25 protein-coding genes are annotated in these 26,872 nt (G+C 35.4%); 8 read left to right on the top strand and 17 right to left on the bottom strand.

Features of this window, described 5'->3' with window-relative positions:
- Positions 1-118: 118 nt before the first annotated feature.
- The 4 genes from ABH968_RS17250 to ABH968_RS17235 all read right to left on the bottom strand — a co-directional run bounded on the left by ABH968_RS17250 (position 119) and on the right by ABH968_RS17235 (position 4,587).
- Positions 119-1,303 carry an iron-containing alcohol dehydrogenase gene (locus ABH968_RS17250; protein WP_370045886.1) on the bottom strand — a complete coding sequence of 395 codons (1,185 nt, stop codon included), beginning with the start codon at positions 1,301-1,303 and terminating at the stop codon, positions 119-121.
- Between the two features lie 16 nt (positions 1,304-1,319).
- The gene (locus tag ABH968_RS17245; RefSeq protein ID WP_370045884.1) at positions 1,320-2,081 is read right to left on the bottom strand and encodes a 3-hydroxybutyrate dehydrogenase; all 762 of its coding nucleotides are present in this window, start codon (positions 2,079-2,081) and stop codon (positions 1,320-1,322) included.
- Positions 2,082-2,157: 76 nt separating this feature from the next.
- On the bottom strand, positions 2,158-3,678 hold the full coding sequence (locus tag ABH968_RS17240; protein WP_370045883.1) for a CoA-acylating methylmalonate-semialdehyde dehydrogenase: 1,521 nt from the start codon (positions 3,676-3,678) through the stop codon (positions 2,158-2,160).
- A gap of 15 nt (positions 3,679-3,693) precedes the next feature.
- The gene (locus ABH968_RS17235) at positions 3,694-4,587 is read right to left on the bottom strand and encodes an NAD(P)-dependent oxidoreductase (RefSeq protein ID WP_370045881.1); all 894 of its coding nucleotides are present in this window, start codon (positions 4,585-4,587) and stop codon (positions 3,694-3,696) included.
- A 225-nt stretch (positions 4,588-4,812) separates the two neighbouring features.
- On the opposite strand from ABH968_RS17235, the gene ABH968_RS17230 reads away from it, so the two are divergent.
- The gene (locus tag ABH968_RS17230; RefSeq protein WP_370045880.1) at positions 4,813-5,427 is read left to right on the top strand and encodes a TetR/AcrR family transcriptional regulator; all 615 of its coding nucleotides are present in this window, start codon (positions 4,813-4,815) and stop codon (positions 5,425-5,427) included.
- A gap of 327 nt (positions 5,428-5,754) precedes the next feature.
- Here the strand turns inward: ABH968_RS17230 and ABH968_RS17225 are convergent, their stop codons facing one another.
- The 7 genes from ABH968_RS17225 to ABH968_RS17195 all read right to left on the bottom strand — a co-directional run bounded on the left by ABH968_RS17225 (position 5,755) and on the right by ABH968_RS17195 (position 15,533).
- Positions 5,755-6,072, bottom strand: coding sequence for a hypothetical protein (locus ABH968_RS17225; protein WP_370045878.1), 318 nt, complete (start codon positions 6,070-6,072; stop codon positions 5,755-5,757).
- A 232-nt stretch (positions 6,073-6,304) separates the two neighbouring features.
- Complete coding sequence (locus ABH968_RS17220; protein ID WP_370045877.1) at positions 6,305-8,308, bottom strand: EAL domain-containing protein; 2,004 nt, start codon at positions 8,306-8,308, stop codon at positions 6,305-6,307.
- A 29-nt stretch (positions 8,309-8,337) separates the two neighbouring features.
- Entirely contained in the window at positions 8,338-10,494 is a 2,157-nt protein-coding gene (locus ABH968_RS17215; RefSeq protein WP_370045876.1) for an RNA degradosome polyphosphate kinase, read from the bottom strand.
- On the bottom strand, positions 10,484-12,037 hold the full coding sequence (locus ABH968_RS17210; protein ID WP_370045874.1) for a Ppx/GppA phosphatase family protein: 1,554 nt from the start codon (positions 12,035-12,037) through the stop codon (positions 10,484-10,486). The genes ABH968_RS17215 and ABH968_RS17210 overlap by 11 nt, the downstream gene beginning before the upstream one ends.
- A 392-nt stretch (positions 12,038-12,429) precedes the next feature.
- A complete protein-coding gene (locus tag ABH968_RS17205) occupies positions 12,430-13,332 on the bottom strand; it encodes a chemotaxis protein (RefSeq protein ID WP_370045873.1) in 903 nt (300 codons plus the stop codon).
- Between the two features lie 332 nt (positions 13,333-13,664).
- Positions 13,665-14,993 carry an MFS transporter gene (locus ABH968_RS17200; RefSeq protein ID WP_370045871.1) on the bottom strand — a complete coding sequence of 443 codons (1,329 nt, stop codon included), beginning with the start codon at positions 14,991-14,993 and terminating at the stop codon, positions 13,665-13,667.
- A 222-nt stretch (positions 14,994-15,215) separates the two neighbouring features.
- On the bottom strand, positions 15,216-15,533 hold the full coding sequence (locus ABH968_RS17195; RefSeq protein WP_370045869.1) for a winged helix-turn-helix transcriptional regulator: 318 nt from the start codon (positions 15,531-15,533) through the stop codon (positions 15,216-15,218).
- Between the two features lie 158 nt (positions 15,534-15,691).
- On the opposite strand from ABH968_RS17195, the gene ABH968_RS17190 reads away from it, so the two are divergent.
- Positions 15,692-16,084: a DoxX family protein gene (locus ABH968_RS17190; RefSeq protein ID WP_370045867.1), complete on the top strand. Its 393-nt coding sequence runs from the start codon at positions 15,692-15,694 to the stop codon at positions 16,082-16,084.
- Positions 16,085-16,219: 135 nt separating this feature from the next.
- On the opposite strand, the gene ABH968_RS17185 is transcribed toward ABH968_RS17190, so the two are convergent.
- The 3 genes from ABH968_RS17185 to ABH968_RS17175 all read right to left on the bottom strand — a co-directional run bounded on the left by ABH968_RS17185 (position 16,220) and on the right by ABH968_RS17175 (position 17,869).
- Positions 16,220-17,086, bottom strand: a complete 867-nt coding sequence (locus tag ABH968_RS17185; protein ID WP_370045866.1) for an NAD(P)-dependent oxidoreductase — start codon at positions 17,084-17,086, stop codon at positions 16,220-16,222.
- Between the two features lie 326 nt (positions 17,087-17,412).
- The gene (locus tag ABH968_RS17180; RefSeq protein WP_370045864.1) at positions 17,413-17,589 is read right to left on the bottom strand and encodes a Spo0E family sporulation regulatory protein-aspartic acid phosphatase; all 177 of its coding nucleotides are present in this window, start codon (positions 17,587-17,589) and stop codon (positions 17,413-17,415) included.
- A gap of 91 nt (positions 17,590-17,680) precedes the next feature.
- The gene (locus ABH968_RS17175; RefSeq protein ID WP_370045862.1) at positions 17,681-17,869 is read right to left on the bottom strand and encodes a hypothetical protein; all 189 of its coding nucleotides are present in this window, start codon (positions 17,867-17,869) and stop codon (positions 17,681-17,683) included.
- 124 nt (positions 17,870-17,993) lie between these two features.
- Here ABH968_RS17175 and ABH968_RS17170 point away from each other — a divergent pair, with 124 nt between their 5' ends.
- The 3 genes from ABH968_RS17170 to ABH968_RS17160 all read left to right on the top strand — a co-directional run bounded on the left by ABH968_RS17170 (position 17,994) and on the right by ABH968_RS17160 (position 19,638).
- Complete coding sequence (locus ABH968_RS17170) at positions 17,994-18,182, top strand: YkvS family protein (protein WP_053483503.1); 189 nt, start codon at positions 17,994-17,996, stop codon at positions 18,180-18,182.
- An 81-nt stretch (positions 18,183-18,263) separates the two neighbouring features.
- Positions 18,264-18,878, top strand: coding sequence for a CPBP family intramembrane glutamic endopeptidase (locus ABH968_RS17165; RefSeq protein ID WP_370045861.1), 615 nt, complete (start codon positions 18,264-18,266; stop codon positions 18,876-18,878).
- Between the two features lie 64 nt (positions 18,879-18,942).
- Positions 18,943-19,638, top strand: coding sequence for a hypothetical protein (locus ABH968_RS17160; protein WP_370045859.1), 696 nt, complete (start codon positions 18,943-18,945; stop codon positions 19,636-19,638).
- Positions 19,639-19,999: 361 nt separating this feature from the next.
- On the opposite strand, the gene ABH968_RS17155 is transcribed toward ABH968_RS17160, so the two are convergent.
- The gene (locus tag ABH968_RS17155; RefSeq protein ID WP_100544210.1) at positions 20,000-20,446 is read right to left on the bottom strand and encodes a MarR family winged helix-turn-helix transcriptional regulator; all 447 of its coding nucleotides are present in this window, start codon (positions 20,444-20,446) and stop codon (positions 20,000-20,002) included.
- Positions 20,447-20,568: 122 nt separating this feature from the next.
- Positions 20,569-21,930, bottom strand: coding sequence for an ATP-binding protein (locus ABH968_RS17150; RefSeq protein WP_370046000.1), 1,362 nt, complete (start codon positions 21,928-21,930; stop codon positions 20,569-20,571).
- 315 nt (positions 21,931-22,245) lie between these two features.
- Here ABH968_RS17150 and ABH968_RS17145 point away from each other — a divergent pair, with 315 nt between their 5' ends.
- Positions 22,246-23,985, top strand: coding sequence for a B12-binding domain-containing radical SAM protein (locus ABH968_RS17145; protein ID WP_370045857.1), 1,740 nt, complete (start codon positions 22,246-22,248; stop codon positions 23,983-23,985).
- Positions 23,986-25,136: 1,151 nt separating this feature from the next.
- Here ABH968_RS17145 and ABH968_RS17140 read toward each other — a convergent pair.
- Positions 25,137-25,457: a type II toxin-antitoxin system HicB family antitoxin gene (locus tag ABH968_RS17140; RefSeq protein ID WP_370045855.1), complete on the bottom strand. Its 321-nt coding sequence runs from the start codon at positions 25,455-25,457 to the stop codon at positions 25,137-25,139.
- 238 nt (positions 25,458-25,695) lie between these two features.
- Here ABH968_RS17140 and ABH968_RS17135 point away from each other — a divergent pair, with 238 nt between their 5' ends.
- The gene (locus ABH968_RS17135; RefSeq protein WP_370045853.1) at positions 25,696-26,106 is read left to right on the top strand and encodes a hypothetical protein; all 411 of its coding nucleotides are present in this window, start codon (positions 25,696-25,698) and stop codon (positions 26,104-26,106) included.
- Between the two features lie 241 nt (positions 26,107-26,347).
- Positions 26,348-26,761, top strand: coding sequence for a DUF3888 domain-containing protein (locus ABH968_RS17130; RefSeq protein ID WP_370045852.1), 414 nt, complete (start codon positions 26,348-26,350; stop codon positions 26,759-26,761).
- The last annotated feature ends 111 nt before the right edge of the window (positions 26,762-26,872 follow it).

Below are 26,872 nucleotides of genomic sequence, written 5' to 3'. Positions count from 1 at the left end.
TTTTAAAATTATAACATGGCTATTAATAAATTAGAATAATTTTCCTATTCGATAAAAAATAGAGTTACAAATTAAATATGATTTGTAACTCTATTTTAGACAGTTTCTTTTCATAATCCTAAAACTCATAATGATAAGCAATCTTATAAAGCTCCATTAGCTCTTCCTGTGTTGGAACCTTAGGATTATTTCCAGGGCTACCGCTGGTAATTGCATCGGCTGCCATTTTTGGAATAGCTGTGTAAAAGGCTTGTTCATCAATTCCCCATTGTTTCAAATTCCCTATATCCATCTTCTTGCACATTTCCTTAATCGAAACAATAGCTAAATCGGCAAGCTCCTCTTGAGATAATTGCTCATTATCTTTATTGAAAAATTTACCTAAATCCGCCAGCCGATCGACACAAGCATCCTTTGAAAATTCTAATACTGCTGGCAAAAGCATGGCATTTGAAATACCATGGGGCACATGGAATAACGCTCCAATTGGACGAGACATGCCATGTACTAAAGCGACAGAAGCATTTGAGAATGAAAGACCTGCTTGCATTGAGCCTAGCGACATTGCTTCCCGAGCTTCAATATCATTACCTTGCTCATAAACTTTTAAAATATTATTTACGATTAACTCCATGGCTGATAGTGCAAGTACATTTGAATAAGGATGTGCTAAACGAGATAAATAACTTTCTATAGCATGACTTAATGCATCGATACCAGTCGCCGCAGTGATGGAGGGTGGAGATGTAACCGTTAAAATCGGATCTACGATTGCTATGTTTGGCATAAATGCAGATTGCTTAATCATCATTTTCACTTCATTTTTCGTATTCGTAATGACTGTTGCATCCGTGGCTTCTGAACCAGTCCCAGCCGTTGTCGGTATCGCAATATGTGGGATCGGTGCTTGCTCAGCTATTTTTGCCATTTTCATATAATCCCCAATGTAGCCATCATTCGTTGCAACTACTGCAATTGCTTTTCCTGTATCGATACAGCTCCCGCCACCGACGGAAATAATAATATCGCAGCCCTCAGATTGTAAAATATGAAGCCCCTCTGCTACATACGTATCTACTGGTTCCGTTGTTACGCCTAAATATGAAACCGCTTCCAAACCACTAGCTCTTAATAAAGTACTACATCGATTAACAAAGCCTAAGCTATCCATTATCGGATCACTAATGATAAGAGCTTTAGTCCCCAATTTTTTTGCATATTCGCCTACTTCTTGAAAAGAATCTCGTCCATAAACGATCGTTCCTGGCGAATGAACCGTATAGATTGTTTTTGTTTGAATCATATTTCACCCTCCTAAGCTATTGTGCTGTATAACCGCCATCCAAAAGTATTGCTTGACCTGTTAAACCCTTTGCCATATCACTAGCTAAATAAAGCGCAAGCCCTGTAATTTCTGAGACATCTAGTAAACGTTTTTGAGGAACGAGTGGATAAAGCACCTGCTCTAGCACTTCCTCTACTTGAATTCCCCTTGTCTTTGCCAAATCCGTAAATTGATTACGCACTAATTCTGTATCGACATACCCTGGACATATCGCATTCACGGTTATCCCCTCAGTTGCAACCTCTAGTGCCGCCACTTTCGTTAAACCGACAAGTCCATGTTTGGCAGCGTTGTATCCAGCTTTTCCTGCAAACCCAATAACGCCATTAATAGATGCCATATTAATAATGCGTCCAAACTTATTTTTCTTCATATATGGTAAGACATATTTCATTGCTATAAAAGGTGCAACAAGCATCACTTTTTGCATGGATTCGAAGATTTCTGTCGCGAAATCCTCTATAAGAGAAACATGCTGAAACCCTGCGTTGTTAATTAAAATATCTATTGTCTTAAACTTTTTAATAGTAAAGTCAATCGCATCACATATTGCCTGTTCATTCGTAACATCACATGTGTATGCAGTTAATTGCGGATTGTGTTGAATAGCCTCCGCTAAAAGCTGTTCATTAATATCTGTTATAACGACATTCGCTCCCTGCTCAGCAAACGCTAGTGCCATGGATAACCCGATACCACGGGCTGCTCCAGTAATAAAAACTGTTTTTCCTTTCACGCAATGCCCTCCTGAGAATATTATGTTTGCAAGTGATTTAAAAAGAGCTGTAAAAGAATACAGCTCTTCATTTGTATTAGTCGTTATTACTTGGGAATGCAAACGTAGATGCTGTCGATGCTTGACCTGTCATCCAACGCTCTGATATTGTTTTTGTTTTTGTGAAAAAGCGTGCTTGATCGGGACCAAACATATGCCCTTCTCCAAAACGAGAACCTTTAAATCCAGCAAAGTTATGGTAGCCTACTGGGATAGGAATAGGGACATTTACGCCAACCATTCCAACATCGATTTCTGTTGTAAATTTACGAGCTGCAAAACCGTCATTCGTAAAGATTGTTACCCCATTTCCAAGCTCATGCTTATTAATAAGTTGGATGGCTTCGTCCAATGAATCAACACGTACAACATTTCGAGCTGGACCGAATATTTCTTGTTCATAAATTTCCATGCCTGGTTTTACGTTATCTAGCAATGTTGGCCCTACAAAGAATCCTTTTGACTCTTTGACAATATCAAGTTCACGACCATCACAAACAACTGTTGCGCCTTCAGACTCGCCTCGATTGATTGCAGCAATAATCGCTTCCTTCGATTGCTGTGAAATGACAGGGCCAAAATCTGTCTCTGGATTTGTATATGAACCTACCTTCAAATTAGCAATTTTTTCCTTTAAGATTTCAACAAGACGATCTGCTGTATCCTTTCCAACAGGCATAATCGTAGAAATGGCCATACAACGTTGAGAGGCAGCGCCATAAGCTGCACCGATAAATGCATTTGCTACCTGATCAAGATCTGCATCAGGCATCACAACCATATTGTTTTTCCCTCCACCAAGTGCTGTGACACGTTTACCAAATTTCGAGCCCGTTTCATAAATATATTTGGCAACTGGTGTCGATCCTACAAATGAAATTGCTTCCACAATCGAGTTTTCTAATAGTTCATTAACTGCATCCTTATCCCCATTTACTACCGTCCAAATACCATCTGGTAACCCAGCCTTTTTCCAAAGCTCACTCACATATAAGGCAGTCATAGGAACACGCTCGGAAGCTTTTAAAATAACGGCATTGCCGACAGCAACTGCCATACTTGTTTGTGCTAAAGGTACCATGATTGGGAAGTTAAATGGCGAAATAGCCGCTACAACACCTAATGGATATTTTGCAGAGTAGGCATTAATCTGACCGCCCACATTAACTGAATACTCCCCCTTCATTAAATGAGGTGCACCGATAGCTAAGTCAACAGACTCCAAACCACGTGTAATTTCACCTTTCGCATCCTCAATGGTTTTACCGCTTTCTTTACAAATAATTTGTAAAAGCTCCTCCATATTTTCAGTAATAAGATTACGGAACTTTAATACAATCTCAGCACGTTTAGCTACTGATGTATCTCTCCATTGTGGAAAAGCTGCCTGTGCCTTATCGATTGCCTCTCGAGTTTCTTCTGCAGTTGCAAGTGGAACCTTGGCAATAACCTCACCAGTCGTTGGGTTAAATACCGAACCAAAACGTCCGCTTTTCCCTTCTATTAGTTCCCCACCAATAAAGTGCGTTAAAGTTTTAACCTCTTGTGCTGTTGTCATATTTTTAGTCCTCCTTTAAAATTGTTCAATTTTACATGTTTCTTTTAAACTTAAATAAGCAGCAGACATATCATTTTCTCCATAGCCTTGCTGTGAAATATCACTATAAAGATCCACTAATTTATTCCCGATTCGAAGTGGTACCCCTGCTTCTTCTGCCATATTTTTCGCTAGCTTCAAATCTTTTAATAATAGATTTGTAGAAAAACCTGGCTGATAGTTGTCGTTTTTCATGTATTCTAAGTAATTACGTTCATAAATACGACTTTGACCATAGCTATTACTTAATACCTCATATAGCATATCTGCATGGATACCCATCTTTTCACCAAGCACAATTGTTTCAGCGACTGCCTCTGTATAAAATCCAATCATTAAATTATTGAGTAATTTTATACGTGTACCTACACTTGAAGACGTACCAAGATGATAAATATTTTCCCCTACTATTCGGAATATTTCAGAGCCACTTTGATAATCATCCTCTTCACCACCAACCATTATCGTCAGTGTTGCATGAATAGCACCTACAACACCTCCACTAACAGGTGCCCCAAGATATCGTAATCCCAATGATTGTGCTTCCTTATGTAAGGAATCATTCATTTCGGGATTTACCGTACTAAAGTCTATTAATAAACTTCCTTTCTTAGCATGATGCATTATACCCTGTTCAGATCTATATACTTGTTCCACTACTTGTGGTGTCGGCAAGCTCGTCATGATAATATCACTTTGCTCAGCAACTTCCTTTGCTGTTGCAAGTCCAACTCCACCTTCTTTTTTAAATTGCTCCATTGCTTGTGAATTAGTATCGAAGCCATAAACCTTATAGCCAGCCTTTAATAAATTTACTGACATCGGTAACCCCATATTACCTAAGCCGATAAAACCTAATTTCTCCGTCATTATTGACCTCCCCCGTTCCTTGAAAATCCAATGAACACTAGCCAAACCCTACTCTTTTATCGTAACATTAATAACGTGTTTTATTAATTGACCAAAGTCATTGACTACGGTCAATTAAATGATAATCAAATCAAATCCATTACGTCAATCAAAACATTTTATATTTTCAGAATATTTTTCATAAAAAATATGTTAGAATACTTTAATTCGAAGGGATTGTCCAGTATGAATTCATTGACGAGCCGTCAAAAAAAGGCATTAGAAACACGGAGAAAATTACTCAAAGTATCATTAGATTTATTTAATAAACATGGATTCGAGCATGTATCTGTTGAGCAAATTACTAAAGCCTGTAATGTATCGAAGGGAACATTTTACACACATTTCCCATCCAAGTACGATGTTATTTTAGAAAAATTTAAAGAGCTAGATAGTTTTTATGGCTCTGTGGAAAAAAATATTGATCGCACATTGCCGGCAAGTGAAAAAATTTTATTGCTGTATCAAGAACAAATGAAGTATTTAACAAATGTAGTTGGAAAAGATTTGTTACGAACTGTGTATACTGCTGCGATGACAAATCAAGTGGAACAAGATCATTATTTAATAAATCCACAAAGAATGATTTTCCAAATTATGAACAGTTATATCGAAGAAGGTATTCAACTTGGGGAGTTTCGTCACGATATAGAGGTTAATCAAATTCAAGCAATTATTCAACGTTGTATGCGTGCAAATGTCTATGATTGGTTAATTCATAATGAAGACTTCGATTTATCAGCGGAAATGGCGCAATTTACAGCTATTGTGTTAGATGGATTGAAAGTAGAAAATAAATAGCTAAATTTAGAAGGGTTTGCTCAGGTGAAACTGCTTGTGTTTGGGTATAGCCCTTTTCTGATCCGGTTGTATCTCCGTTCACTCAAGCTGCCAGGAGAACTGCCAGGGCAAAGCCACTATACGATCGGGTTACCCTGAGATATGATCAGGTTTCCCTTTTTGATCGGATTGACCGGAAAAGTGATTAGGTTTTGGCTTTAAATTTGAGCGCTTATTTAACTTCTATAGTGAAAATGTAAGAAGAACTTCCTTTGTCCCATCTACTAAAAACAATATATATATATGTGCCTTTTTCTGTTGGTGCAGAAAAAACATTACCTTCTACTTTTATTTTTTACTCTCACCCCGATTTTCCATTTCTACTTCTATCTCATCAATGGTTTTTTTCTTAAAATTGATTTTTATTTCACTTTGAGGGGATACAGGAAATGGAACAATGTTATTATCATCAATAATTTCTGATGGAGAGATTTTATCGACACATTCCGAATCTGTAAATTTGTTCCAGCAATAAGAACCTTGTAATACCGTTATCTTTTTACCTTCTGACAATACAATTAGTTTAGGTGGACCAGCATTAAGTAACATGAGAATCCAGACAAATCCGACAATAAATAAAACACTTATTATTTTTAAACCTTTCATATAGCCCCTCCTAGTTAATGTTTAATTTTACCAATAACCACCATCACCAATCACATTTTATTTTACTTAATTTTACCATATCTGTATTTAGAATTATTAAAGTTGACGAAAGAAGTAATCCGGTTAGGCCCTCTTTTGATCGAGTTGAGCTTAGATACCCTCCCTTCCCCAAACTCAAAAAAAAGTAGCACTTCATCCAATTCATGATGAAGTGCTACTTGATTTGTTTTCATTAGCTAACAAAATATTTATTAACAATGGTTTCTACAGGTAATGGCTTGTTATATAAATAGCCTTGGCCTTTTTGGCATCGATGGTGCTTTAGAAAATCAACTTGTGATGGTTCCTCGATTCCTTCAGCAATGACCTCTAATCCTAAATTGTGGGACATTGAAATAATGGCCTTAATAATTGCCTCATTTTTATCATCTTTTGTAATATCAGCTATAAATGATTGATCAATTTTTATGATATCTATTGGATAGCGCTTTAAATAGCTTAAAGATGAATAGCCTGTTCCAAAATCATCAACTGAAACAAAAACCCCTAGCTGCTTCAATTCAGTTAAAATTGAAAATGTTTCATGGACATTAGTCATGGAGCTTTCGGTAATTTCCACCTCTAATAATTCTGGTGGCACATTATACTTTTTCAAGGCAGTTTTAATTTTCCGAGCAAAGTTTTCTTTTCTAAATTGTTTTGGTGATATATTGATGGCAATTCGTACTGGTCGGTAACCATTCATCTGCCACTCTTGTTGATAGCGACACACCTCGTCAATAATCCAATCACCGATTTCAATGATTAAGCCTGATGCCTCTGCAATAGGTATAAACTGTGCAGGAGACACAAAGCCAAATTTTCGGTTATTCCATCGTAATAACGCCTCAAAGCTATTAATACTGTTATTCGTTAAATCTATTTGCGGCTGTAAATGAATACTTAGTTCATTAAATTCGATAGCACGACGTAAATGCGCCTCCATTAGCGCTTCATTTGGAAAAATAGTTGTCGTATCTTCACGATAGTAACGGTAGTGTGAACGACCATGCTCTTTTACAGAAAATAATGCTTTATCTGCTTTACGTACAAGTGTTTCTAAATCTTTGCCATCCCCTGGACTAAGTGAGATACCAATCGACACGCTAATAAAATATTCCTGCCCATCAATCATGAATGGCTGTTTTAATGCATCTAAAATCGCGTTAGCCGTCTGTTCAATTTTGTTGACGGTTGCATCTTTTAGAACAAAAATAAATTCATCGCTATTATAACGATAAAGCGAGCATTTGGAGTAACAGAGCTCACGAAGTCTATGACTAAACATTCGCATAAGTTCATCACCCTTACTTTCACCAAGGGATTCATTGAACTTTTTAAAGCGATCAATATCCACTAAAATAATAGCCGCTTGCTTATTACGCTTTTTATTATTTAAATGCTGAAGCCAATGCTCCTTAAAAGCCTTGCGATTCCAAATACCCGTTAATTCATCCATTAATGCTAGGTAATAAAAGGCCTCATGATCATTCATAAATGAAGTGGCGTCTTTCACAAATAAATGGACACCTACAATTTCACCATTAAAGTACGTTGGATGCGTTCTTAAATAAAATGGTTCTTTACTTAGCAATTGGCGTTTAAACAAGCATTTGGGCATACCAAATGCTGAGCCCTCAATAGTTTTAGCAAATAGTAATTTAAATTCGTTGATATACTTATTCTCTAATAATGAAAAAATATTTTGTCCTATCAAGCTTTGATGTTCTTTTGACAATAGAGAAGTGGCAACAACGTTTTGATGAATAATGCGACCTTGTAAATCAGTTGTTAATACCGGACTTACGTGCTGTTCCACAAATTGCAAATACGGTTCTACTTCATTCTGTTTCTCACGTAGAATAACTGCTACAACTGAATTTTCTAAGGGCTGTACACGAACAACAAATGTTTTTACTTTGTGCTCCGTACGTACCTCTAGACTTTGGTCTATATTCAATTCTTGTTGTAATATATTCGATAATTGCAGCCAACATTGCTCTGTAAAAAATTGTTCTGCGTTGGTGGCTTTCACATCTTGTAGCTTCATAAATGACGGTAGTTTATCGTTAAAATGAACGACCTCAAACGCTTTTGTATCCACTTTTCTCAAACATACAACTGCATCAAATGGATTAAGTTGTATGAATTGATGATAGTCTGCAAATTGCGCTACACTCTCTTTATATTTTTTCATTATATCCCTCACTAAGTAGCGTGTTTGCTTTATTCTTCGTCTAGCGTAGGTTTTAGTGCATCCTTTAGGAAAATTTCCTGACTATTAATTGGATCTTCACCACGATCAAATTCTTTGTAATGATATTTTCCATTGGAGTCTTGAATACGAGCTTTTGCCGTATCCTCAAGTTGTGTATTCATGATGTTAATAATACGAGCTTTTGCTTCGCTTGCATATACAGGGAATAAAATTTCTACACGTTTAATCATATTACGAGTCATCATATCTGCAGAAGATAAATATACTTTATTTTCCCCATTATGATGGAACCAATAAATACGAGAATGCTCAAGGAAACGACCAACAATACTCGTTACTGTTATGTTTTCACTAATTCCAGGGATGCCTGGTCTAATGCAACAAATACCACGAATGATCAGCTCTACTTTGACACCTGCAATAGACGCCTCATATAGCTTCATCATTAAGTCTTTGTCCGTTAGTGAATTCATTTTAGCTCGAATAAAACCATTACCATGCTTCTTATGACAGGCAATTTCCTCATCCATTAAGCGGATAAATTCATCTCGAATATCAAACGGGGCTACAACTAAATGATTAAAAGTTGGTTTCTCTGTATAACCACTTAAATAGTTAAAGAAGTTAGTGGCATCAATGCCAAATTCCTTATCTGTCGTTATTATACCCATGTCTGTATAAATTTTTGCAGTTGCATCATTATAATTTCCTGTTCCAAGATGTACAAAACGCTCAATTTTTCCATTACGACGACTCACAACAAGCGTTATTTTCGAGTGTGTTTTTAAGTTATTCATACCGTAAATAACAAGGCAGCCAGCTTGCTCAAGTTGCTTTGCCCAAAGTACATTATTTTCTTCATCAAAACGTGCTTTCAATTCAACTAAAACTGTTACCTGTTTACCATTTTCTGCCGCAAGCTTTAAGGCTTGTATAATGGGTGAATTACCACTTACACGATATAATGTTTGTTTGATTGCTAAAACGTTCGGATTAACAGCCGCTTCTGCAATAAAATCTACAATTGGCGCAAACGATTCAAACGGGTGATGGAAAAAAATGTCTTGTTGCAGAGCTTTTTCAAAAATATTTTCATCCGATTGCAAATCTAATGGTGGCTGTGGGATAAAGCTTTCATATTCTAAATGTTCTCGACCAACAGATATGCCTTTTACAAAAGAGAACATAAATGTTAAATCTAGTGGTCCATCTATATGAAAAACATCCGTTTCTTCAATTTCAAATTCATCTAGTAAGTATGTAAGAACTTCCGCGCTCATCTCGCCCTCACGAACTTCGAGACGACTGCCTACACCCCATTTACGTTTTTTCAGCTCTTTTTCGATTTCTACAAGTAAATCTCTTGCACCTTCTTCATGAATTGTTAAATCAGCATTACGTGTCAAACGGAAAGCCTGAGCTGATTTGACACTGTAACCATAAAAGAGCTTTTCTATATGCGCTACAATCACGTCTTCTAATAAGACAATAACTGTCTCTCCGTCTGCTGATGGTACTTTAATATAACGATCTAAGACAGATGGAACTTGTACAATGGCTACCTTTTCACGATTCTCAAAGTCTGCTTCATTTTGCTCTAATAAAACAAGTAAATTTAATGTTTTACCAAGCAAAATTGGGAAAGGACGATACGCATCAACAGCTACGGGTGTTAAAACAGGGAAGATGGTTTCTGCAAACATTTCATTGACAAATGCTTTCTGAGTACTATTTAAGTCTTTCATGTCTGCGATATGTACATTATGTTGTGGTAATAAATCATATATTAAGTGTCTGTAAACTTCGGTTTGTCGGCGCACTAATGCCTGAGTTCGCTCTGCAATTTTCGCTAATTGCTCTTTTGGTGTTAAGCCTGACTTATTTTCGGGCTTATGGAAACCTGCACGTACCTGATCCTGTAGACCTGCAACACGCACCATGAAAAATTCATCTAAATTCGAACTAAATATTGCTAAAAATTTCAATCGTTCTAGCAGAGGATTATCGACATCCTCTGCTTCCTCTAAAACTCGTTCATTAAAGGCTAACCAGCTTAATTCACGATTATTATAGTATTGCGGTTTAGCGATTTCCTCTAGTAAACGGCCTTGTGCTTCTGTTAAATCCTCTTCACTTAACTGATTTTTCGTCACTTCAGTTGTCATAATGGTTCAACCCTTCTTCCATAAAGTTTATTTTTATCGGTATCTTTAGTGCGCGTTCTAGATGTTTTTTTTGTCGGTTTGCTTGGTATTTCTCAGCGGCCGCATTGTGTTTTACATAGATGGTAAGCTGTACATAATCCTCTTTTGTTTGCATCTTAATGGCTTTGACAATTTTTCTTTTAGACACATTTAACGCATAGACAAATTTTAAAAGAGCACCAAAGTCTCGTATTTTACGATACTCCTCACGACTCATCCATTCTGTAAACGGAGCAGCGAGTCGCTGATAATAATCTTTATTTTTATACGAGGCTAAAAGTGCTAATTTTACACGTTCCTTATGATTTAACCCATCGATAGATTGGTTCGCAATTAAATAAAAGGTATGCTGGCTAGCAGAACTTAACTCAATATACTCCCCTATATTAAAAACCCTCGCCGCTTTCGCCAATAATTGCAAATCTTTTGGATGATGTTGTAAATAACCAAAGTGGCAACATTCACGGTACAATTGATCCGTTAAACGCATCAAATAGTCCACTTCTTCTTCAGTACGACCATACTGGCGAACCAATCTTTTAGCGTTTCCTTCAAACACATTGTACTTATCAAACGCACTTTTATCTGTTTGCAAAATACGCTGTATAATGATTCCTTCTCGCAAACCCTTCTTTGTTATCTGGAACAATTTACTGCCGACAACCTCCATTAACACATTGAAAACCTCTAATGCAGGGGCGATGATGTCCGCACGATCTGCCGAAAGCCCATCTAACTGTTTCAATTCATTAAAACTTAAATTACCTAAAAACATACTGAGCTCATCTAAATTTTCCTTAGTCATTTCGTAGCCATGTACACTTGCAATTGGATATGCATATTTTTGCTGATGAATTTGGGCAATATTTCGAGCACTACCACCAATGGCGATAATCGGTAACCCGATATTCTGCATCCAAGGAAGTGATTTGAACTGTTCTTTAACAAATGCAATGAGTTCCTTTTTTTCACTACTGTTCATAATCTCGCCCTTTACAAAACGTTGCTTTAAAGAAACTGTACCAAAAGGAAAACTATAAGATTTCTGTAGTTCTTTATTTTCAAAAAGCGTTATTTCTGTACTACCACCACCAATATCGATAGTTACAGCGGACTTCGTGCCTATTGAATGCGCTACAGCAACAAAGCCATAATAGGCCTCTTCTTCTTCAGATAAAAGCTCTATATGAATGCCTGTCTGTTCTTTCATTAAGGTAATAATTTTTGCTCTATTTGTTGCCTGACGGATTGCAGCTGTTGCAGCAGCTTTAACATCAGTCACTTCAAAATCATCGAGCATTGCTTTAAAAGTCAATAATGTTTCTGTTAATACTTGTATACCTTCTTCAGACATTTCACCAGAGGGCTGTATATATGTACGTAAACGTGCAACCGTTTTAATATTTCCAATCTCACGAAGTCCCTCTGCTTTATCGTATTGATACAATACTAATCGAATGGTATTTGAGCCAATATCGATGATGGCGGTTTTTAATTCATTCAAATAATCACTTCCTTAGCGCGTACATGCATATTATTATTGGTTCTACATCAAATGTGAGGTGAGGCACAATGTGTAGATACTCAAACATTCCGGTTATTCCCCTCACTTTTCGTCACCGACTGCTTAACCTCATCGATTTAGAGACAAACCTATGAGCCCTTAGCTTGCCAGGTTATCGGGTAGAAGTATTAGGATACTCACCTTCATGTCAAAATTGTATAGATAACTCAACCTTATTATTTTGTTCCTAGCATCATTTATCTATACAAAAAAGCCGGAGCCTAAAAGAGGCATCCGACTTTCTTTAACTTATTAATATACTTACAGGATACCCATTATTAATATTGTGAAGTACCTTTTTCAACTTTATCTCTATTGTTCAAAACTTTATTTTATAAAATAAGTTGGTCTATTCGTAAAATAAGCTCCGCAATTTCTGGCTTACTAATTTGATCCTCTGCACCTACTTGGTCACCTTTATGACGAAGATCATCTGTAATTAAGCTTGAGAAAATAATGACAGGAAGCTTTTGGAGGTCTGGATGCTCCTTTATTTTACGCGTTAAATGATGCCCATCCATTTGTGGCATTTCAATGTCCGTCACAACTAATTGAATATGCTCGGATACATCGCTACCACCTTTGACGACGGATTCGAGGTATTCATAAGCATCACGGCCATTTTCAAAGAATTCAACATTCTCATAACCTGCTTCATTCATAGTATCGAATAAGAGCTTACGTAGTAATGGTGAATCTTCAGCAATTAAAATTCGTTTTTCCGAGCGATCACGTTTACCAAGCTTTTTAACAGATTCTACACTAATACCAGAATCTGGATTTATATCTACCATAATTCTTTCGAAATCAAGCAATAAAATCATTTGCTCATTTTGCTTAATAACACCAATTACTTGTGATGTTCCTCCCTGATACATATCAGAAGGTTTCTCGATTTGATTCCATGAAATACGATGAATCTGTGTTACATTATCTACATGGAATACTACGCGCTGCTTATTAAACTCAGCTACAATATATTTTTGCTGAGGACTACGCTCTGCATTTTGAATACCTAATACTCGGAGCATATCAACTACAGGTAAAACCTCACCTCGTAATTGAATAATCCCTTCTACATGCGGGTGCGCGTGTGGAATAAATGTTACTGGAAACGGTTGAATAATTTCCTTTACTTTAATAACGTTAATACCAAATTTATTGTTAGCTACTTCAAATTCAACAATTTCTAGCTCATTTGTGCCACTTTCTAATAATATACCTTTATGTTCCAAAGCAACCCCGCTCCTTTCTATTCAACTTCTATTAATAATTCAATTGTATCATAGGCAATACATTTCTCCTACTTGCTTTTTCCAAATTTATCATGAACTTGGCTCTACCATAACGTGTTGTTGATTTCCGTTCCGACTGGGCGCTTTCCTGGGGGCGTCCGATGAGCCGCTTCACTCGCGTTGCTCGCTCCAGGGTCACATCTGTGACGCTAATCCCCAAGGAGTCGCCCAGTCTCCACTCCAATCAACTCTAATCAATTTCGCCTTGGCATAATTGCGTCCAGATGCTTTATCTTGATTCAGTAGGTGTTTAGAAATTTATTACATACATTTTATCGAATGTCATCTCCAACTTTTGAGCCATTGATTTTTAGATGCACCAATAGGCCAATTATCGTCATCACAATTAATGTCGATAATGCAACACGACTTGCTAGCGTTCCATAATCTTTCATCCATAATGTGACCGTTCCATAAACTGCTGGCCCAATTATTGAGGATACTTTACCCGAAAATGCAAATAAGCCAAAAAACTGACCTCGTTTTTCTTCTGGAGACAATTCAATAATATATGTTCTAGATGTCACCCACATCGATCCTAGTGATACACCAAACATACTACCTGCAAGCCAGAACATCCATTGCTCTGTCGCAAAGACAGCAAATGCTAAAGCAACAATCATTAATATCGCCACCACAGTTATCGCACGTTTGGCTCCAATTGCTTTTGTAATATAACCAAATGCAAAAGAGCCAATAATAGTTGAAACAGTAGACACTAAATAAAGCACGATAAATTGACCCGAAGTGAAGCCTACAATCGTTGTTGCATATACAGCCATCATTGCAATGGTTGTTGCAATGGCATCATTTAAAAAGAAATAAGCAATCATAAAGGTGAAAATAGCTTTATATTGCTTCATGTCCTTAAAGGTTTGAACAATTTCCTTATAGCCATCTAGAAATTTAATAGGCTTGCGCTGAGACATTGGAATCGGTGTATCTTTATTAATAAAAAATAATGGTAAAGAAAATAATAAATATAAAATGGCAGTTGGTATAAATGCTCGATGGAAATCGCTGTTTCCTACATACAAATAAACAAGCAGCCCCAAAATTGTACCAAGATAACCAATCGCTACCCCATAGCCAGAAATAAGGGGCATTTCCTCTTTTGTCCCTAAATCACCCATCATTGAATCATAGAATACTAGACTCGAATTAAAGAAAAATTTTGCGATGATAAAACTAGCTACAACTAAAAATAAACTAAGTGGCACACCTGCATAATTTGTTGACGTTTGTAGATTCGCAAGAACACCCATCATAAAGGTGAAGAAGATGGAGATAGATGCAAACCACACTATAAATCTCTTTTTATAGCCCGTATTATCAATCCATACACCAAAAAGTGGTGAAAAAACAACGAGGAAAAAGCTAGCAATGGCATTCGCATAAGAAATAAACGTGCTTGCCACCTGCTGCATTACCTCATTCGTTCCTAAAACCTCATCCATATAAAACGGGAAAAATATAGTATTAATATTTGAAGAAAATATTGTGTTCGCAAAATCATAAAATGCCCACGATAAAATTGGCAGTGATAAATAAAGAGCTAACTGACTCCGATGCTGTGCGTCTACTACTGAATTCCGCTTCATAAAACCCTCCTCTCCATTCTCTATATTATTAAATAAATTCACTCATGTAATAAAAAATACCCTTTATTTAGAGAAAATTAATACTATTTACAATATACATTCTTTTTAGTTTAACAAACAATCTTAAATGAACGAATCTTCGCCTTATCTGAGGAATACTGAAGATTACATCTTCATAATAAAAAAAGATATCCAAGCCCCCTCGCTTGGATATCCTTTGTACTATTCTTCTATATTCACCCACGTAGAAGACCATTGTTCCATTGCTTTAAGGACCGGTGCAAGTGCATGTCCTTTTTCTGTCAGCTCATATTCAATCACTACTGGTGTTGATGGAATAACTGTGCGTTTCACAATGTTCTCAATCTCTAACTCTTTTAATCTCTCCGTTAACACACGACTACTAATACCCACCTGATTTTTAATTGTTGAGTATCGTTGTGGACCTTCTAATAACTGATAAATAAGCAGGGTGTTCCAGCTATGATTTAATATTTTTAGCGCCTTTTCAAATCGTGGACAAATTTTTTTTTGATCCAATTTACCTTCCTCCTAAGGATTTTATTCTTATATAAGAGTATATCATTTTTGTCAAAAATCAGTTTCAAAAATAAAATTTAGTTACTTGACAAAAGTTGTTTTTAAAAATAAACTAAGTTACGAAATGTAAGTTAAAAACAAAAGGAGTTTATTAAACTATGCAAAATATCGGTTCAACTATTTTACGCGTGGTGCTTGGCTTTATTTTTGCAGCTCACGGATTTCAAAAGTTTCAGGGTGGTATAGGCTTCACAGCTGATTATTTTGATGCCATTGGTATTCCAGGCTTTATGGCTTATATTGTTGCCATTATAGAACTAGTCGGTGGTGTAGCAATTATTTTAGGCTTAGGCACAAGACTTTTCGGCGCTTTATTGACAGTGACAATGATTGTTGCCATTTTCACAGCGAAGCTTAGCGTTGGCTTTATCGGTGAAAACGGCTTAGCTGGATATGAATTAGATTTAGCTTTAGCTGCAATGGCTTTATACTTTGCACTTGCAGGAGCATCTAGTCTTTCTTTAGACGCAAAACTTTTTGATAAAGAGTGATGCTTCCAAGTTTACTATTTTCTCAAGTGTGTTAATTAAACTGAATGAAGATAAAAATAAACCCGAAGTATCATTTTATAAGATGATACTTCGGGCTTCCTAAAATTTTTTCTATAGTTTGTGTTATTTTAACCTTTATTGATAAGCCTTTAAAAGTGCCTGCGTACCGTTTTCACCATAACCCTCTTCCATTAGCTTTTCATACATATCATAAGCAAGTGCTAGACCTGGTAAAGTAATCCCCATTTTTTTAGATTCGTCTAATGCAATTTTCATATCCTTTACAAAATGCTTGATATAAAAACCTGGTGCGTAATCTTCTTTTATCATACGGGGTGCTAAATTACTTAACGACCAAGATCCTGCTGCACCAGACGAGATAGATTGCAATACTGTTGGTAAATCCAGTCCAGCCTTTAAACCGTAAGCCAGTGATTCACACACACCAATCATGCCAGAAGCAATAACGATCTGATTACACATTTTAGCATGCTGTCCTGCACCAGCTTCACCTTGATAAACAATATTTTCACCAAAATGTTTCATGACTGATAAAATTATATTGAATGTAGCTTGGCTACCTCCAACCATAATTGATAATGTCCCGTTTTGAGCACCGATATCTCCTCCTGAAACTGGTGCATCTAATGCTTCTACTCCAAGCTTTTGTGCGTGCTCAAAAATTTTCTTAGCCAATGTTGGCTCGGAAGTGGTCATATCAATAACGATATTGCCGGATTCGGCTGTATGAAATAATCCGTTATCTCCAAAATAAACTTCCTCTACATCTGCAGGGTATCCAACCATTGTAAAGGCAATTTCCTTATTTTTAAATGCTTCTGCTGGTGTACTTGCCCAAGTTGCACCTAACGCCAAAAGCGGCTCCGCTTTCTCCTTTGTGCGTGTATAAACTGTTACCTCATGACCATTTTTTAATAAATGCTTGATAATACTAGCACCCATAACACCTGTGCCGATAAATGCAATACTTTCTTTTCCCATATGTACATACTCCTTTGTATCAAGGCTATCGATCAATTATTCACAATATTAACCGACCACTATCACTTATTTTCCTCTTTCAGTGTAGTTGAATAAGTGTGATAATTCAAACTTTTCTTGTTAGCTTGTACTAAAAGCATTATGTGCTGCATATATACGAGTAAATCAATTTCACCTGGGCAAAAAAAAGAGAGCAGTTGATGGGGTATCACTGCTCTAAAGGGGGAAATGAGAATGTTGCTGTGTTCATAATAAAGTATTCCCCACCAAATGCTTTTTAAACATATTATTTAAAAAGTTTATATTCTGAATACTGGAACATTCTTTCAATCAACTTGATCTTCTTCTTCTTCAAATGCTGTCTGTCTATAATAAGTATTCATTAACTGATCTAATCTGCGACTCAGTTGAATGGTTTTCGCATTTTGCAACCCGTTCTCTACACCTGAGCGAATCATCATCTCACGAGTTTGTTCCATTTGTTTCAAGAGTAGATTGACCATTCATACAACCTCCACACACAAATAATCATACCATTATTATACATTTATATTTCATTTCTTACAGCATTAACTTACGACAATGTTCGACAAATTAACTTCTAGGAACTTCCTGATAAGTATAGATTAGGCGTCCATTTTGTTTGGCCTCACCTCTAAAATGTTTAAATAAAGGATGTTTTACAAGTACTTCTCGAAACTCATAAAATTGTTCCTTTTCTATCTCTATACATTTTAATTCCCCATTTTGTAATTGTTTAAGCATATTTTCGTATTTTTCCATTAATTTTATTCCTCTCTTTTTAACATTTTGTTTAATAAAGTATGAATTATTCAAAAAAGGCTTTACGTTTCCCATTTTTTCATGCAAACTGTATATTATTAGTCGATGAAGGAGCTGACTGTCTGTGAAAATAGCCGAAGTTGGAAATATTATCGAGTTTAAAGATGGCCTACAAGGTATAGTTGAAAAAGTAAATGAAAATTCGGTGATCGTTGATTTAACATACATGGAAAATTTCGATTCCCTTGAAATTGAAGAAAAAACGGTCGTCAACCATAAACGTTACAAAATTTTATATACAAATGAAGCTTAATATTCTGAATAGTCCCTATTTGTCTTTATAGATGATAAGGGACTTTTTTTTTGATAATATTAAAAGCATGGAGGTCGAATGATGCTTACAAATTCGAAACAAACAATAATATTGATCCTTTCTTTATTATTCGTTTATGGCATGCTTGCTTTTACCTTTGCTAACCAAGCTGTATTTTGGTACCTATATGCATTTACTTTACTTGTATGTATTGCCATTGCTATTTTGGCTGGTAAAATTGAAGATCAGTTACCTACCTGGAAATTTTTACTTTTCGGTATTGGATACGGTACAATAACATACGGTATTATTCGCTTTGGCTATTGGCTTGCACCATACATTAATAATTCATTAGTACAATCAGTACAAAAATTTTTAGCAAATTATGGACCACAAAATATTTGGCACTATATTTTACTCGTATTCATTGTTGCAATCGGTGAAGAGATCTTTTGGCGTGGCTATGTTCAACAACAGCTGAAACGCTTTATGCGTCCTACTTTTGCAGTTATTGTAACTGCGATTTTATGCGCAATCTCCATTGCACTAAGCGGTTTTATGCTTGGTATGATCGCCGCATTTGTAACCGGCCTTATTTGGGGCTTGTTATATGAATGGCGTAAAAGTATGCCACTTGTTATTGTAGCCCATGTAGTTTTTGTACTACTATTATTTTTAGTGTTACCTTTAACATGATAACATTAAAATTTGGAAACATTTTATCTTTACCAACGTTTAATTAAGAAAAGGAGGGCTTTTCATGCAAAAAAAATTACTTTCAGTACCTGCTTTATTATTAACAGCCGTTTTAGTCGTAGGATGTAATACTTCTGATAAAACTGAGGATTCTGACGCTCAAAAAAATGAGCCATCAAATACATCGACTGAACAACAACAACAACCATCATCTAAGGATAAAACTGTAGATGAATCGCAAGAAACGCCTACATCAAATGCAACAAATAAAGACAATACAGACAATGCAACTAAAAAAGAACAAGAAGTTAACTATGTACAAAAAGGTGTAGACAAAACTGAGAAAGCAAAGGAATCAAAAAGCGTTACTCAAGACTACAAAATGCAACAACTACCTGGATTTACACTTTCTCAAGAAGAACCAGGTAAAGACATGTTAGTTTCTAATGACAATGCTGAAGTATTTATGCGTATCGAAGCAATTGATGCATCACAATCAAGCTACGCAGATGCAAAAACATCTATGCAAGATTATATGAATGCTGTTGGTGATACATCATCTTTAACTTCTGAAGATCTAGCTGCATTTAAGGATATTAAAAACATAGAGGGTTATGTTGTAAATTTTGATACAGAAAAAGTAATCGGTGTTGTTTTTGAAAAAGACGGTTTAATTACAAAACTAACAATTCACGATAACAACGAACTGGATTTAACAGATGCTATGTTTAAAATGGCAGCAACTATTTCTAAAAAATAATTATACAAAAAAGACTGTAGACAAACTTGTTTGCCTACAGTCTTTTTATTATTTTAACTTCTTTCAGCAGAAGTTAAATAGGGTTTATACCATAACGTGAGGTTGATTTCCGTTCTGACTGGCCGATTTGTCCGATGAGCGGCTAGGAGCGGTCACAAGGGCGCTAACACAGGACAGGATACCTAACGCTCGTTCCTGCCCTTATCTATGACACTAATCTCCAAGGGGGCATTCTAGAATTATTTATTGGAGTACAATTTAAGATTCGCCTTGCCCTCACCCCAACCTTTGTAAAGCACTTTTTAGAGATAATTTGTCTAAAATAAAAAAAGTTGCCTCAAATTCATTGAGACAACTTTTTTTAATAAGACAAATCCTTAATAGACAGTCCTAATTTTTTTAATAACGTGATAGCTTGGTCTTTTTCTTCAACAGATAGCACACTCATCAATTCATGTAAATGCTGTTCATGTTTTGGAAATAGTTCTCCCATAAAGGCTTCACCTTTATCCGTAATTTCTGCATAGGTAACACGGCGATCTGATGGACAAGAGACACGTAATAAATACCCTCTTTTTTCAAGTTTGTCAATGACGTACGTAATAGACCCACTAGCTAGCAAAATTTTATTGCCAATTTGCTGTAATGGCTGTCTTCCTTTATGATAAAGAAGCTCTAATACAGCAAATTCAGTAGGGTTTAATCCATTCTCTTGAAAAAATTGATGGGTCGTCTCATTAATCGCTTTATGTGCACGTGATAATACAATATATAATTTTAAAGATTGCTTTATATCTTCTGACGTCATATCCTTTTCCTCTCAATTCGCTATTTATACATGCCATTATAGCGAGATTAGAAAAGCATTGTCAAAAGCATTATTTGATTTTAAGCCTTTTACGGTGGTTTATGTTACCATTTCGACTCTTCTTATGTTACTAAATAAGCAGAATCTTTCGTGGATACATCCATTGTATCCATCTGATTAAATGTGTAAATCGGGAATTGTAAGTGGAAGCATGTCCCCTTCTGTAATTCGCTATTCACACCTATTACACCTTCATGCTCTTCAATCACCTTTTTCACGAAAGCAAGGCCTAGTCCTGTCCCTGTTGATTTCGTCGTGTAAAAAGGTTGGAATAAGTTTTGAAGGGTAGCACTGTCCATGCCGGCACCTTCGTCTTTAATCAGTAATTCTACAATCGCACAGTCAATAACATTTATTTCGACCGTGATCGTTCCACCGTTATTCATGGATTCCATCGCATTTTTAATAAGATTCATGAATACTTGCTTTAAGCGATTTTCATTGCCACCAATGTATACTTGTGTAGAAGTAGAAATGTATTGAATCATAATATTTTTCATAAGCGCATCTGGAAGCATAAACTCAATCACTTGCTTCACAATGTTATCTAACTCTAATAATTCCACTTTCATACTTGTTGGCTTGGACAATACTAAAAGCTCGGATAAAATCTGTTCCATCCGTTGGAGTTCACTATCGATGACAGATAAATACATGCGTGACTCTTCATCAGCATTTAGCTTTAGCAATTCGGTAAAGCCCTTTAAAGAAGTTAATGGATTACGAATTTCATGGGCGATACTTGCGGCCATTTGACCGACAACATTTAAAGCTTGCTGATGTTCAACTTTATGTTGAAGTTGTTTCTTTTCTGTTTCATCATTAATGACTGTGACAATAATATTGTTATATTCGTCAAAGATACTTGAAATTTCATAATAGCAAGTGCTAGAAACTTGAGTTTCATCAACTACATGAATACTTGCATGCTTTTCACCCATCAGTTTAGAAAGATATGCAGTAATTTGACCTTTCTTCAACGTAAATGCATCAAATATATGCTGATGTGCCTTATGAAGAAGCTGCGATTTTTCTATTTTTAAATACATTTCAGCATACTTATTTAGCCCAAGAATTATCCCGCTAGCGTCACTTACAATAACGGCGTACGGTAAGTGATCATAAGCATTGAAAGATTGTGATCTCTCCTGCTCTTGACTAACATATAATTCATGAGCTATATCATTATTTAACGTTGAAATTTGCGCAACAATTTCTTCTGTGTTTGGATCATAAAAACATTTGAAAGACATCATTTCAAACTCATTTCCAGCCGTTTGAATATTGAAGATTTCTTCTGATCTCAAATCACTTTCTAATTGTTTGACGAACTTCGCCCAATTTAAATTAGATGGCTCGTCCATAGTTAAATAACCAATATACGTTGAATGGAGGTTAAAAAGTTTAATAGCGGCCTCATTCACGTTCAAAATTTTTCCTGCTTTATTAAGAATAAGTGTTGGTGACGAAGTACTTGTCATAAGATTTTCAAAACATTGATTAATATCATTTTGCTTCAACTTTCTCACCGAACCTTTCAAAAGAGTAAAAAACCTCTTAATCGAATTTTGAGCCTTTACTATACTTTATGACTGCACGATTCTATTATTACAAAATTTAGTAAATTTAAGTATAAAAATTATTTCACGAACTGTTCACAAAATAAATAGGTAAAAAGGATTATATTGTATGACAGCTACTTGACTGTTACAATTAGAAATTGAAAGGAAGATTATTGAATGAATACTATTTTAACTACATTAAACGCAAAGTATATTCACACAAATTTAGCATTGCGTTATTTAAAAGGTGCAGCTTTACCAGAATTTAATCCAATTATTGCAGAATATACAATTAAAGATCCTGCTTTTAATATTGTATCAGATTTGTTTCAAAAAAAACCTGATATCGTAGGATTTAGTTGCTATATTTGGAATATTGAAGAAACTATTCACGTCATCAAGATGTTAAAAACTGTTTGTCCAAATGTTAAAATTTTGCTCGGGGGACCTGAAGTTTCTTACGATGCCCACCATTGGTTACGTAGAATTGAAGAGGTAGATTTCATAGTTATGGGTGAAGGAGAAACTTCCTTTAAACAGTTACTACGCTATTTGCATGGAGAAATTGCATTAGACGATGTTCCAGGGATTTGCTACTTAGAGGATGGTAAAGTACGAATTCACGCACAAGCACCAAAAATAGATTTACGTGAATTGCCAAGTCCATTTCGTTTTGAAGAGGACCTCTCTCATCTAAGCAAACGAATTCAATATATTGAAACAAGTCGAGGCTGTCCATTTAGCTGTCAATTTTGTTTATCTTCTATTGAAGTAGGGGTTCGTTATTTTAACCGAGAAAAAATAAAAGAAGATATTCGATTTTTGATGGACAACGGTGCACGTACTATCAAATTTGTTGATCGTACATTTAATATAAGCCGCAGCTATGCCATGGAAATGTTCCAGTTTTTAATCGATGAACATAAGCCAGGGGTTGTATTCCAATTTGAAATTACCGCAGATATTATGCGTCCTGAGGTTATCCAGTTTTTAAATGATAACGCACCAAAAGGTCTTTTCCGTTTTGAAATTGGTGTTCAATCAACGAATGATTTAACAAATACACTTGTGAAGCGCCGTCAAAACTTTGAAAAGCTAACGCGTACAGTGACGATGGTCAAAGAAGGTGGAAAGATTGATCAGCATTTAGATTTAATCGCTGGTTTACCAGAGGAGGATTATGCAAGCTTCCGTCAAACCTTTAATGATGTTTTCGCAATGCGACCAGAAGAATTACAGCTTGGATTCCTTAAGCTTCTGCGTGGTACAGGCCTTCGCCTAGAAGCGGAAAAATTCGGCTATACGTATGTGGACCAATCTCCTTACGAGATCTTCTCAAACAATGTCTTAACATTTGATGATATTGTACGCATTAAACATGCTGAGGATGTACTTGAGAAATACTGGAACGATCACCGTATGGATCATACGATTGAATATTTAGTAACGGAAGTCTTTGAAACACCATTTGATTTCTTCCAAAACTTCGGTACTTATTGGGAAACTAAAGGTTGGTCGCGTATTGGTCATCAGCTCGAGGATTTATTCCTTCGTTTATTAATGTTTTTAGAAACTGTAGAGGGTGCTGATTTAACTATCATTCAAAGCCTAATGCAACTAGATTATTTAATGATTCAACAGTTCCAGCCACGTAAATTATGGTGGAAGGAGCGCCCTACAGAGGAACAACAAAAAGCACTTTATAATACTTTACGTGAAAACCCTGCAATTGCAGGTGAAGCATTCGCCAGCTTCAATCTATCTGAAAAAGAGTTGTTTAAACATACGCTCATTATTCCACACCACATAGATTTCCAGAATTTCTCAAAAGGCAAAATTGTACAAAAAAACGGCTATCTATTAACTTACTTCCGTCACGGTCAAGCACCATATTTTGCAACAATCAACTCTATATAATAAGAAACGCTAGTCCATTAATAAATATAGGACTAGCGTTTTTTTCATTCATAAAGAATTCTTAAATTTCCTATAACTTAAAATAAAACCAAACAATTACGTTTTTAATTGAATCCATTGTAAATAAAAACCATATCTTTATTATGCTTAACAGATGTTCTTAGAGGCATTACAATTATCCTAAAAAAATTTAGTACGAAATTCTCAACCCACCAATACCCTATACTTGTAAATATTACCCACCAAACAGTCATGTTAACCAGGAAAAACAATTTAAAATTTTTCGACAATTTTGTGGCAACACCAATTTTTTAGCCAATTAAACAATCTAGAAACGTTTTTATGGATAGATTTTTTACCAAAGTAATCTCTAAATTCATCATTTTTAACCGGAAAATATTAAGGAAATAAAAAAAGAGCTACATTATTTTATTAAAAATCAAGGTATAAGCTGAAACTATTTTAAATAGTGAATTCTTATTTAATGTCACACATTATATGTATAGAAAAATTAAAAGGATAGAAGAGCTAAAACGAATTCGCTCTATCTATCCTCTTTTTTACCACAGATGACTCTATTTACTACAACAATTAAATCAATCTAATGTTGCAGTAATTTAAAAGGAGCTTATATCAATCAATTATTAATTGTACATTAAAGCCTATTTCTTAAACTTCTAAGCAATAAAAGATATAGGTTGTTTTCTAAAAGATTGTGGCTATTCAACTCCCATGAAAGAACTTAATCATCTTTCATTTTCTGTGGTGAAGAGCAGATTTTTGCGCTTCATGGATGGCTAACGGGGCAAGTTAATGAAACAAGGCTACTCATTAAATTACAAAATGCTATTTGTTTTCTCCATATTTTCTTCTCTAATTGTTACATTTCTGTTTTGAAGCAATATGATTAATATTTACAATTGCTTTTATATCTCTTTCACTCTGAGTACAAAACTATCGAACGCTTCTTCCGCCTCAACTCGACGTCGTACAGTACTAATTACAGGATATGTAGGACAAAGTTGTAACAACTTCTCTTGTTCCATTTCAATTGGTAAATCACCATCTACCTTTACATCCCAAAACCCTTGCTTATTCTTATATGCAACAGCTTGAAAATCACTTTCCCAATCTCTGTTAAAATAAATATGCTAATGACGTCCAGGTAAATGCTCCTCAACTCCCTTCGCATAATCGCTATAAGATGTTTTAATAAAAATAAGTTCCATCTCTTCCTTTACAAGATTAGCAGGAATGGGCGCCTGACTTGGTAACTCTTCATTATCATATAGCTCACCAGCTAACAAATAAGCTAAGGCCTTCTTTGCATTTTGAATTGCTTCTTTTTTTGTTGGGCCCGAGGTTAAGCAAAAATCCCACCCGTTTTCTGGAAGTAGTGTTGGGAAATGAATACCGAAATTTTCTTCTTCTTGCTTTATAAATGCTGGATAAACTACATTCTCAAATGCCATATCAACTACACCTATCCTTTAAATATTAGTGAAATTTTGAAATCCAAATGTAATCTTGTTCAACTATCCTGCGCCGTTAGTTGAATAGTAACAATTCTTTTCGAAAACAGCCTATTTTATTAATACAGCAGAGTCACTCATATATATTCTTTTTATAAGATTTAGTGAACGGCATAAAATTTTGAAATCCCCACAAAATAAAACATAGGTTAAAATCAAAAATGAAGGAGGTGTTATTTTGAAGTTCCTTATAAAAACAGTTTTATTCTTGTTTTTAATTTCTATTTGTTTAAAATTCCCCCAAATTGCTCAAGCAAAAGATAATCATTTAGATGAAATAGCTACAAGTGAAGGTAAAGTGGTTTACCAATTTCAATATAAATATGATGAAATTTATAAACTATTGGGGTTAACGGCTAAAGAGTATGACGTATATTGGAAAAAAGGCCTTTCTATTGCAGAGATGGCTGAAAAACAAGGAATTACAAGGGAAGAATTATATGAATATTTTGTAACATTCCATTATAACGAAATGGAGAAATGGAAATCTAAGGGTATATTGGTAGGTCATCTTTACTTCACTCAGGTTTATTTCTTGAAGGAAGAAATAGATGATTTTATAGACAGGAATCCTGTATACAAAAAATAATCTTTCTCTTGTAAATCAGACTGATGTGTATAAGCCTATTTTTATCAAAGGCTGTTTTCTCTAAAACAAAAGGGCAGATTTAACCTACAAAACGTGTAGAATAAATTCTGTCTTTTTTTGATATTTCGTGAATCGAAAATTTATCTAAAGCACCCCGTTACTTCAATAATACATACTTTATTCAATAAAGGTAACAATACAATTAATTAGGTAAAGACCGTAAAGAGGTGTATTGAAGAAAATGAAAAAGATGTTACTCTTTTTTATACTCCCCCTTGTACTTGTTACTTCATTTCAAACAACAGCTTCATCAGCTGAACCACCTCAGGATTCTGATGAGCTTAGATTACAGGATATGCTAATGTTAATGCTTACTCCTTATATTGAAAAAGAATTGAATAGCTATTATTATCCAAAGATTTTAAGGGATTTTTCACCTGCTGTTACACCCTGGAAAATTGAAGTGGTTGAAACGAGTAGAGTAAATGGTTTCCGTGGTTTTATATTGCAAATTACATTTGAAATTGAACCTAAGGATGGAGGACAGTGGATTCCAGTTGGGAAGGATCGAATGACTTATGAAATTTCCTCTGGACCAGAGGTTAAATTAATAAATCACACGCACCTAAAAACATATAAATATCCACCAGAATAATTTTATACTGACTTTGTTCATACAGATAGGTAAGCCTTTGAAATTATCGCCAGCTTTTCCCCCTGTCCACACCGTACGTGCGACTTTCACCGCATACGGCGTTCCAACTAA

Source organism: Lysinibacillus sp. RC79 (assembly GCF_041262405.1).
In the GTDB taxonomy this organism is placed as follows: Bacteria; Bacillota; Bacilli; order Bacillales_A; family Planococcaceae; genus Lysinibacillus.
Note: the sequence above shows the minus strand (reverse complement) of the source record. Positions and strands in the feature narration are given on the sequence as shown.

Coding starts and splice junctions, on each gene's coding strand:
- ABH968_RS17250 (WP_370045886.1), bottom strand. CDS start 1,303: ATGATTCAAACAAAAACAATCTATACGGTTCATTCGCCAGGAACGATC.
- ABH968_RS17240 (WP_370045883.1), bottom strand. CDS start 3,678: ATGACAACAGCACAAGAGGTTAAAACTTTAACGCACTTTATTGGTGGG.
- ABH968_RS17235 (WP_370045881.1), bottom strand. CDS start 4,587: ATGACGGAGAAATTAGGTTTTATCGGCTTAGGTAATATGGGGTTACCG.
- ABH968_RS17230 (WP_370045880.1), top strand. CDS start 4,813: ATGAATTCATTGACGAGCCGTCAAAAAAAGGCATTAGAAACACGGAGA.
- ABH968_RS17225 (WP_370045878.1), bottom strand. CDS start 6,072: ATGAAAGGTTTAAAAATAATAAGTGTTTTATTTATTGTCGGATTTGTC.
- ABH968_RS17220 (WP_370045877.1), bottom strand. CDS start 8,308: ATGAAAAAATATAAAGAGAGTGTAGCGCAATTTGCAGACTATCATCAA.
- ABH968_RS17215 (WP_370045876.1), bottom strand. CDS start 10,494: ATGACAACTGAAGTGACGAAAAATCAGTTAAGTGAAGAGGATTTAACA.
- ABH968_RS17200 (WP_370045871.1), bottom strand. CDS start 14,993: ATGAAGCGGAATTCAGTAGTAGACGCACAGCATCGGAGTCAGTTAGCT.
- ABH968_RS17190 (WP_370045867.1), top strand. CDS start 15,692: ATGCAAAATATCGGTTCAACTATTTTACGCGTGGTGCTTGGCTTTATT.
- ABH968_RS17185 (WP_370045866.1), bottom strand. CDS start 17,086: ATGGGAAAAGAAAGTATTGCATTTATCGGCACAGGTGTTATGGGTGCT.
- ABH968_RS17180 (WP_370045864.1), bottom strand. CDS start 17,589: ATGGTCAATCTACTCTTGAAACAAATGGAACAAACTCGTGAGATGATG.
- ABH968_RS17175 (WP_370045862.1), bottom strand. CDS start 17,869: ATGGAAAAATACGAAAATATGCTTAAACAATTACAAAATGGGGAATTA.
- ABH968_RS17165 (WP_370045861.1), top strand. CDS start 18,264: ATGCTTACAAATTCGAAACAAACAATAATATTGATCCTTTCTTTATTA.
- ABH968_RS17160 (WP_370045859.1), top strand. CDS start 18,943: ATGCAAAAAAAATTACTTTCAGTACCTGCTTTATTATTAACAGCCGTT.
- ABH968_RS17155 (WP_100544210.1), bottom strand. CDS start 20,446: ATGACGTCAGAAGATATAAAGCAATCTTTAAAATTATATATTGTATTA.
- ABH968_RS17145 (WP_370045857.1), top strand. CDS start 22,246: ATGAATACTATTTTAACTACATTAAACGCAAAGTATATTCACACAAAT.
- ABH968_RS17140 (WP_370045855.1), bottom strand. CDS start 25,457: ATGGCATTTGAGAATGTAGTTTATCCAGCATTTATAAAGCAAGAAGAA.
- ABH968_RS17130 (WP_370045852.1), top strand. CDS start 26,348: ATGAAAAAGATGTTACTCTTTTTTATACTCCCCCTTGTACTTGTTACT.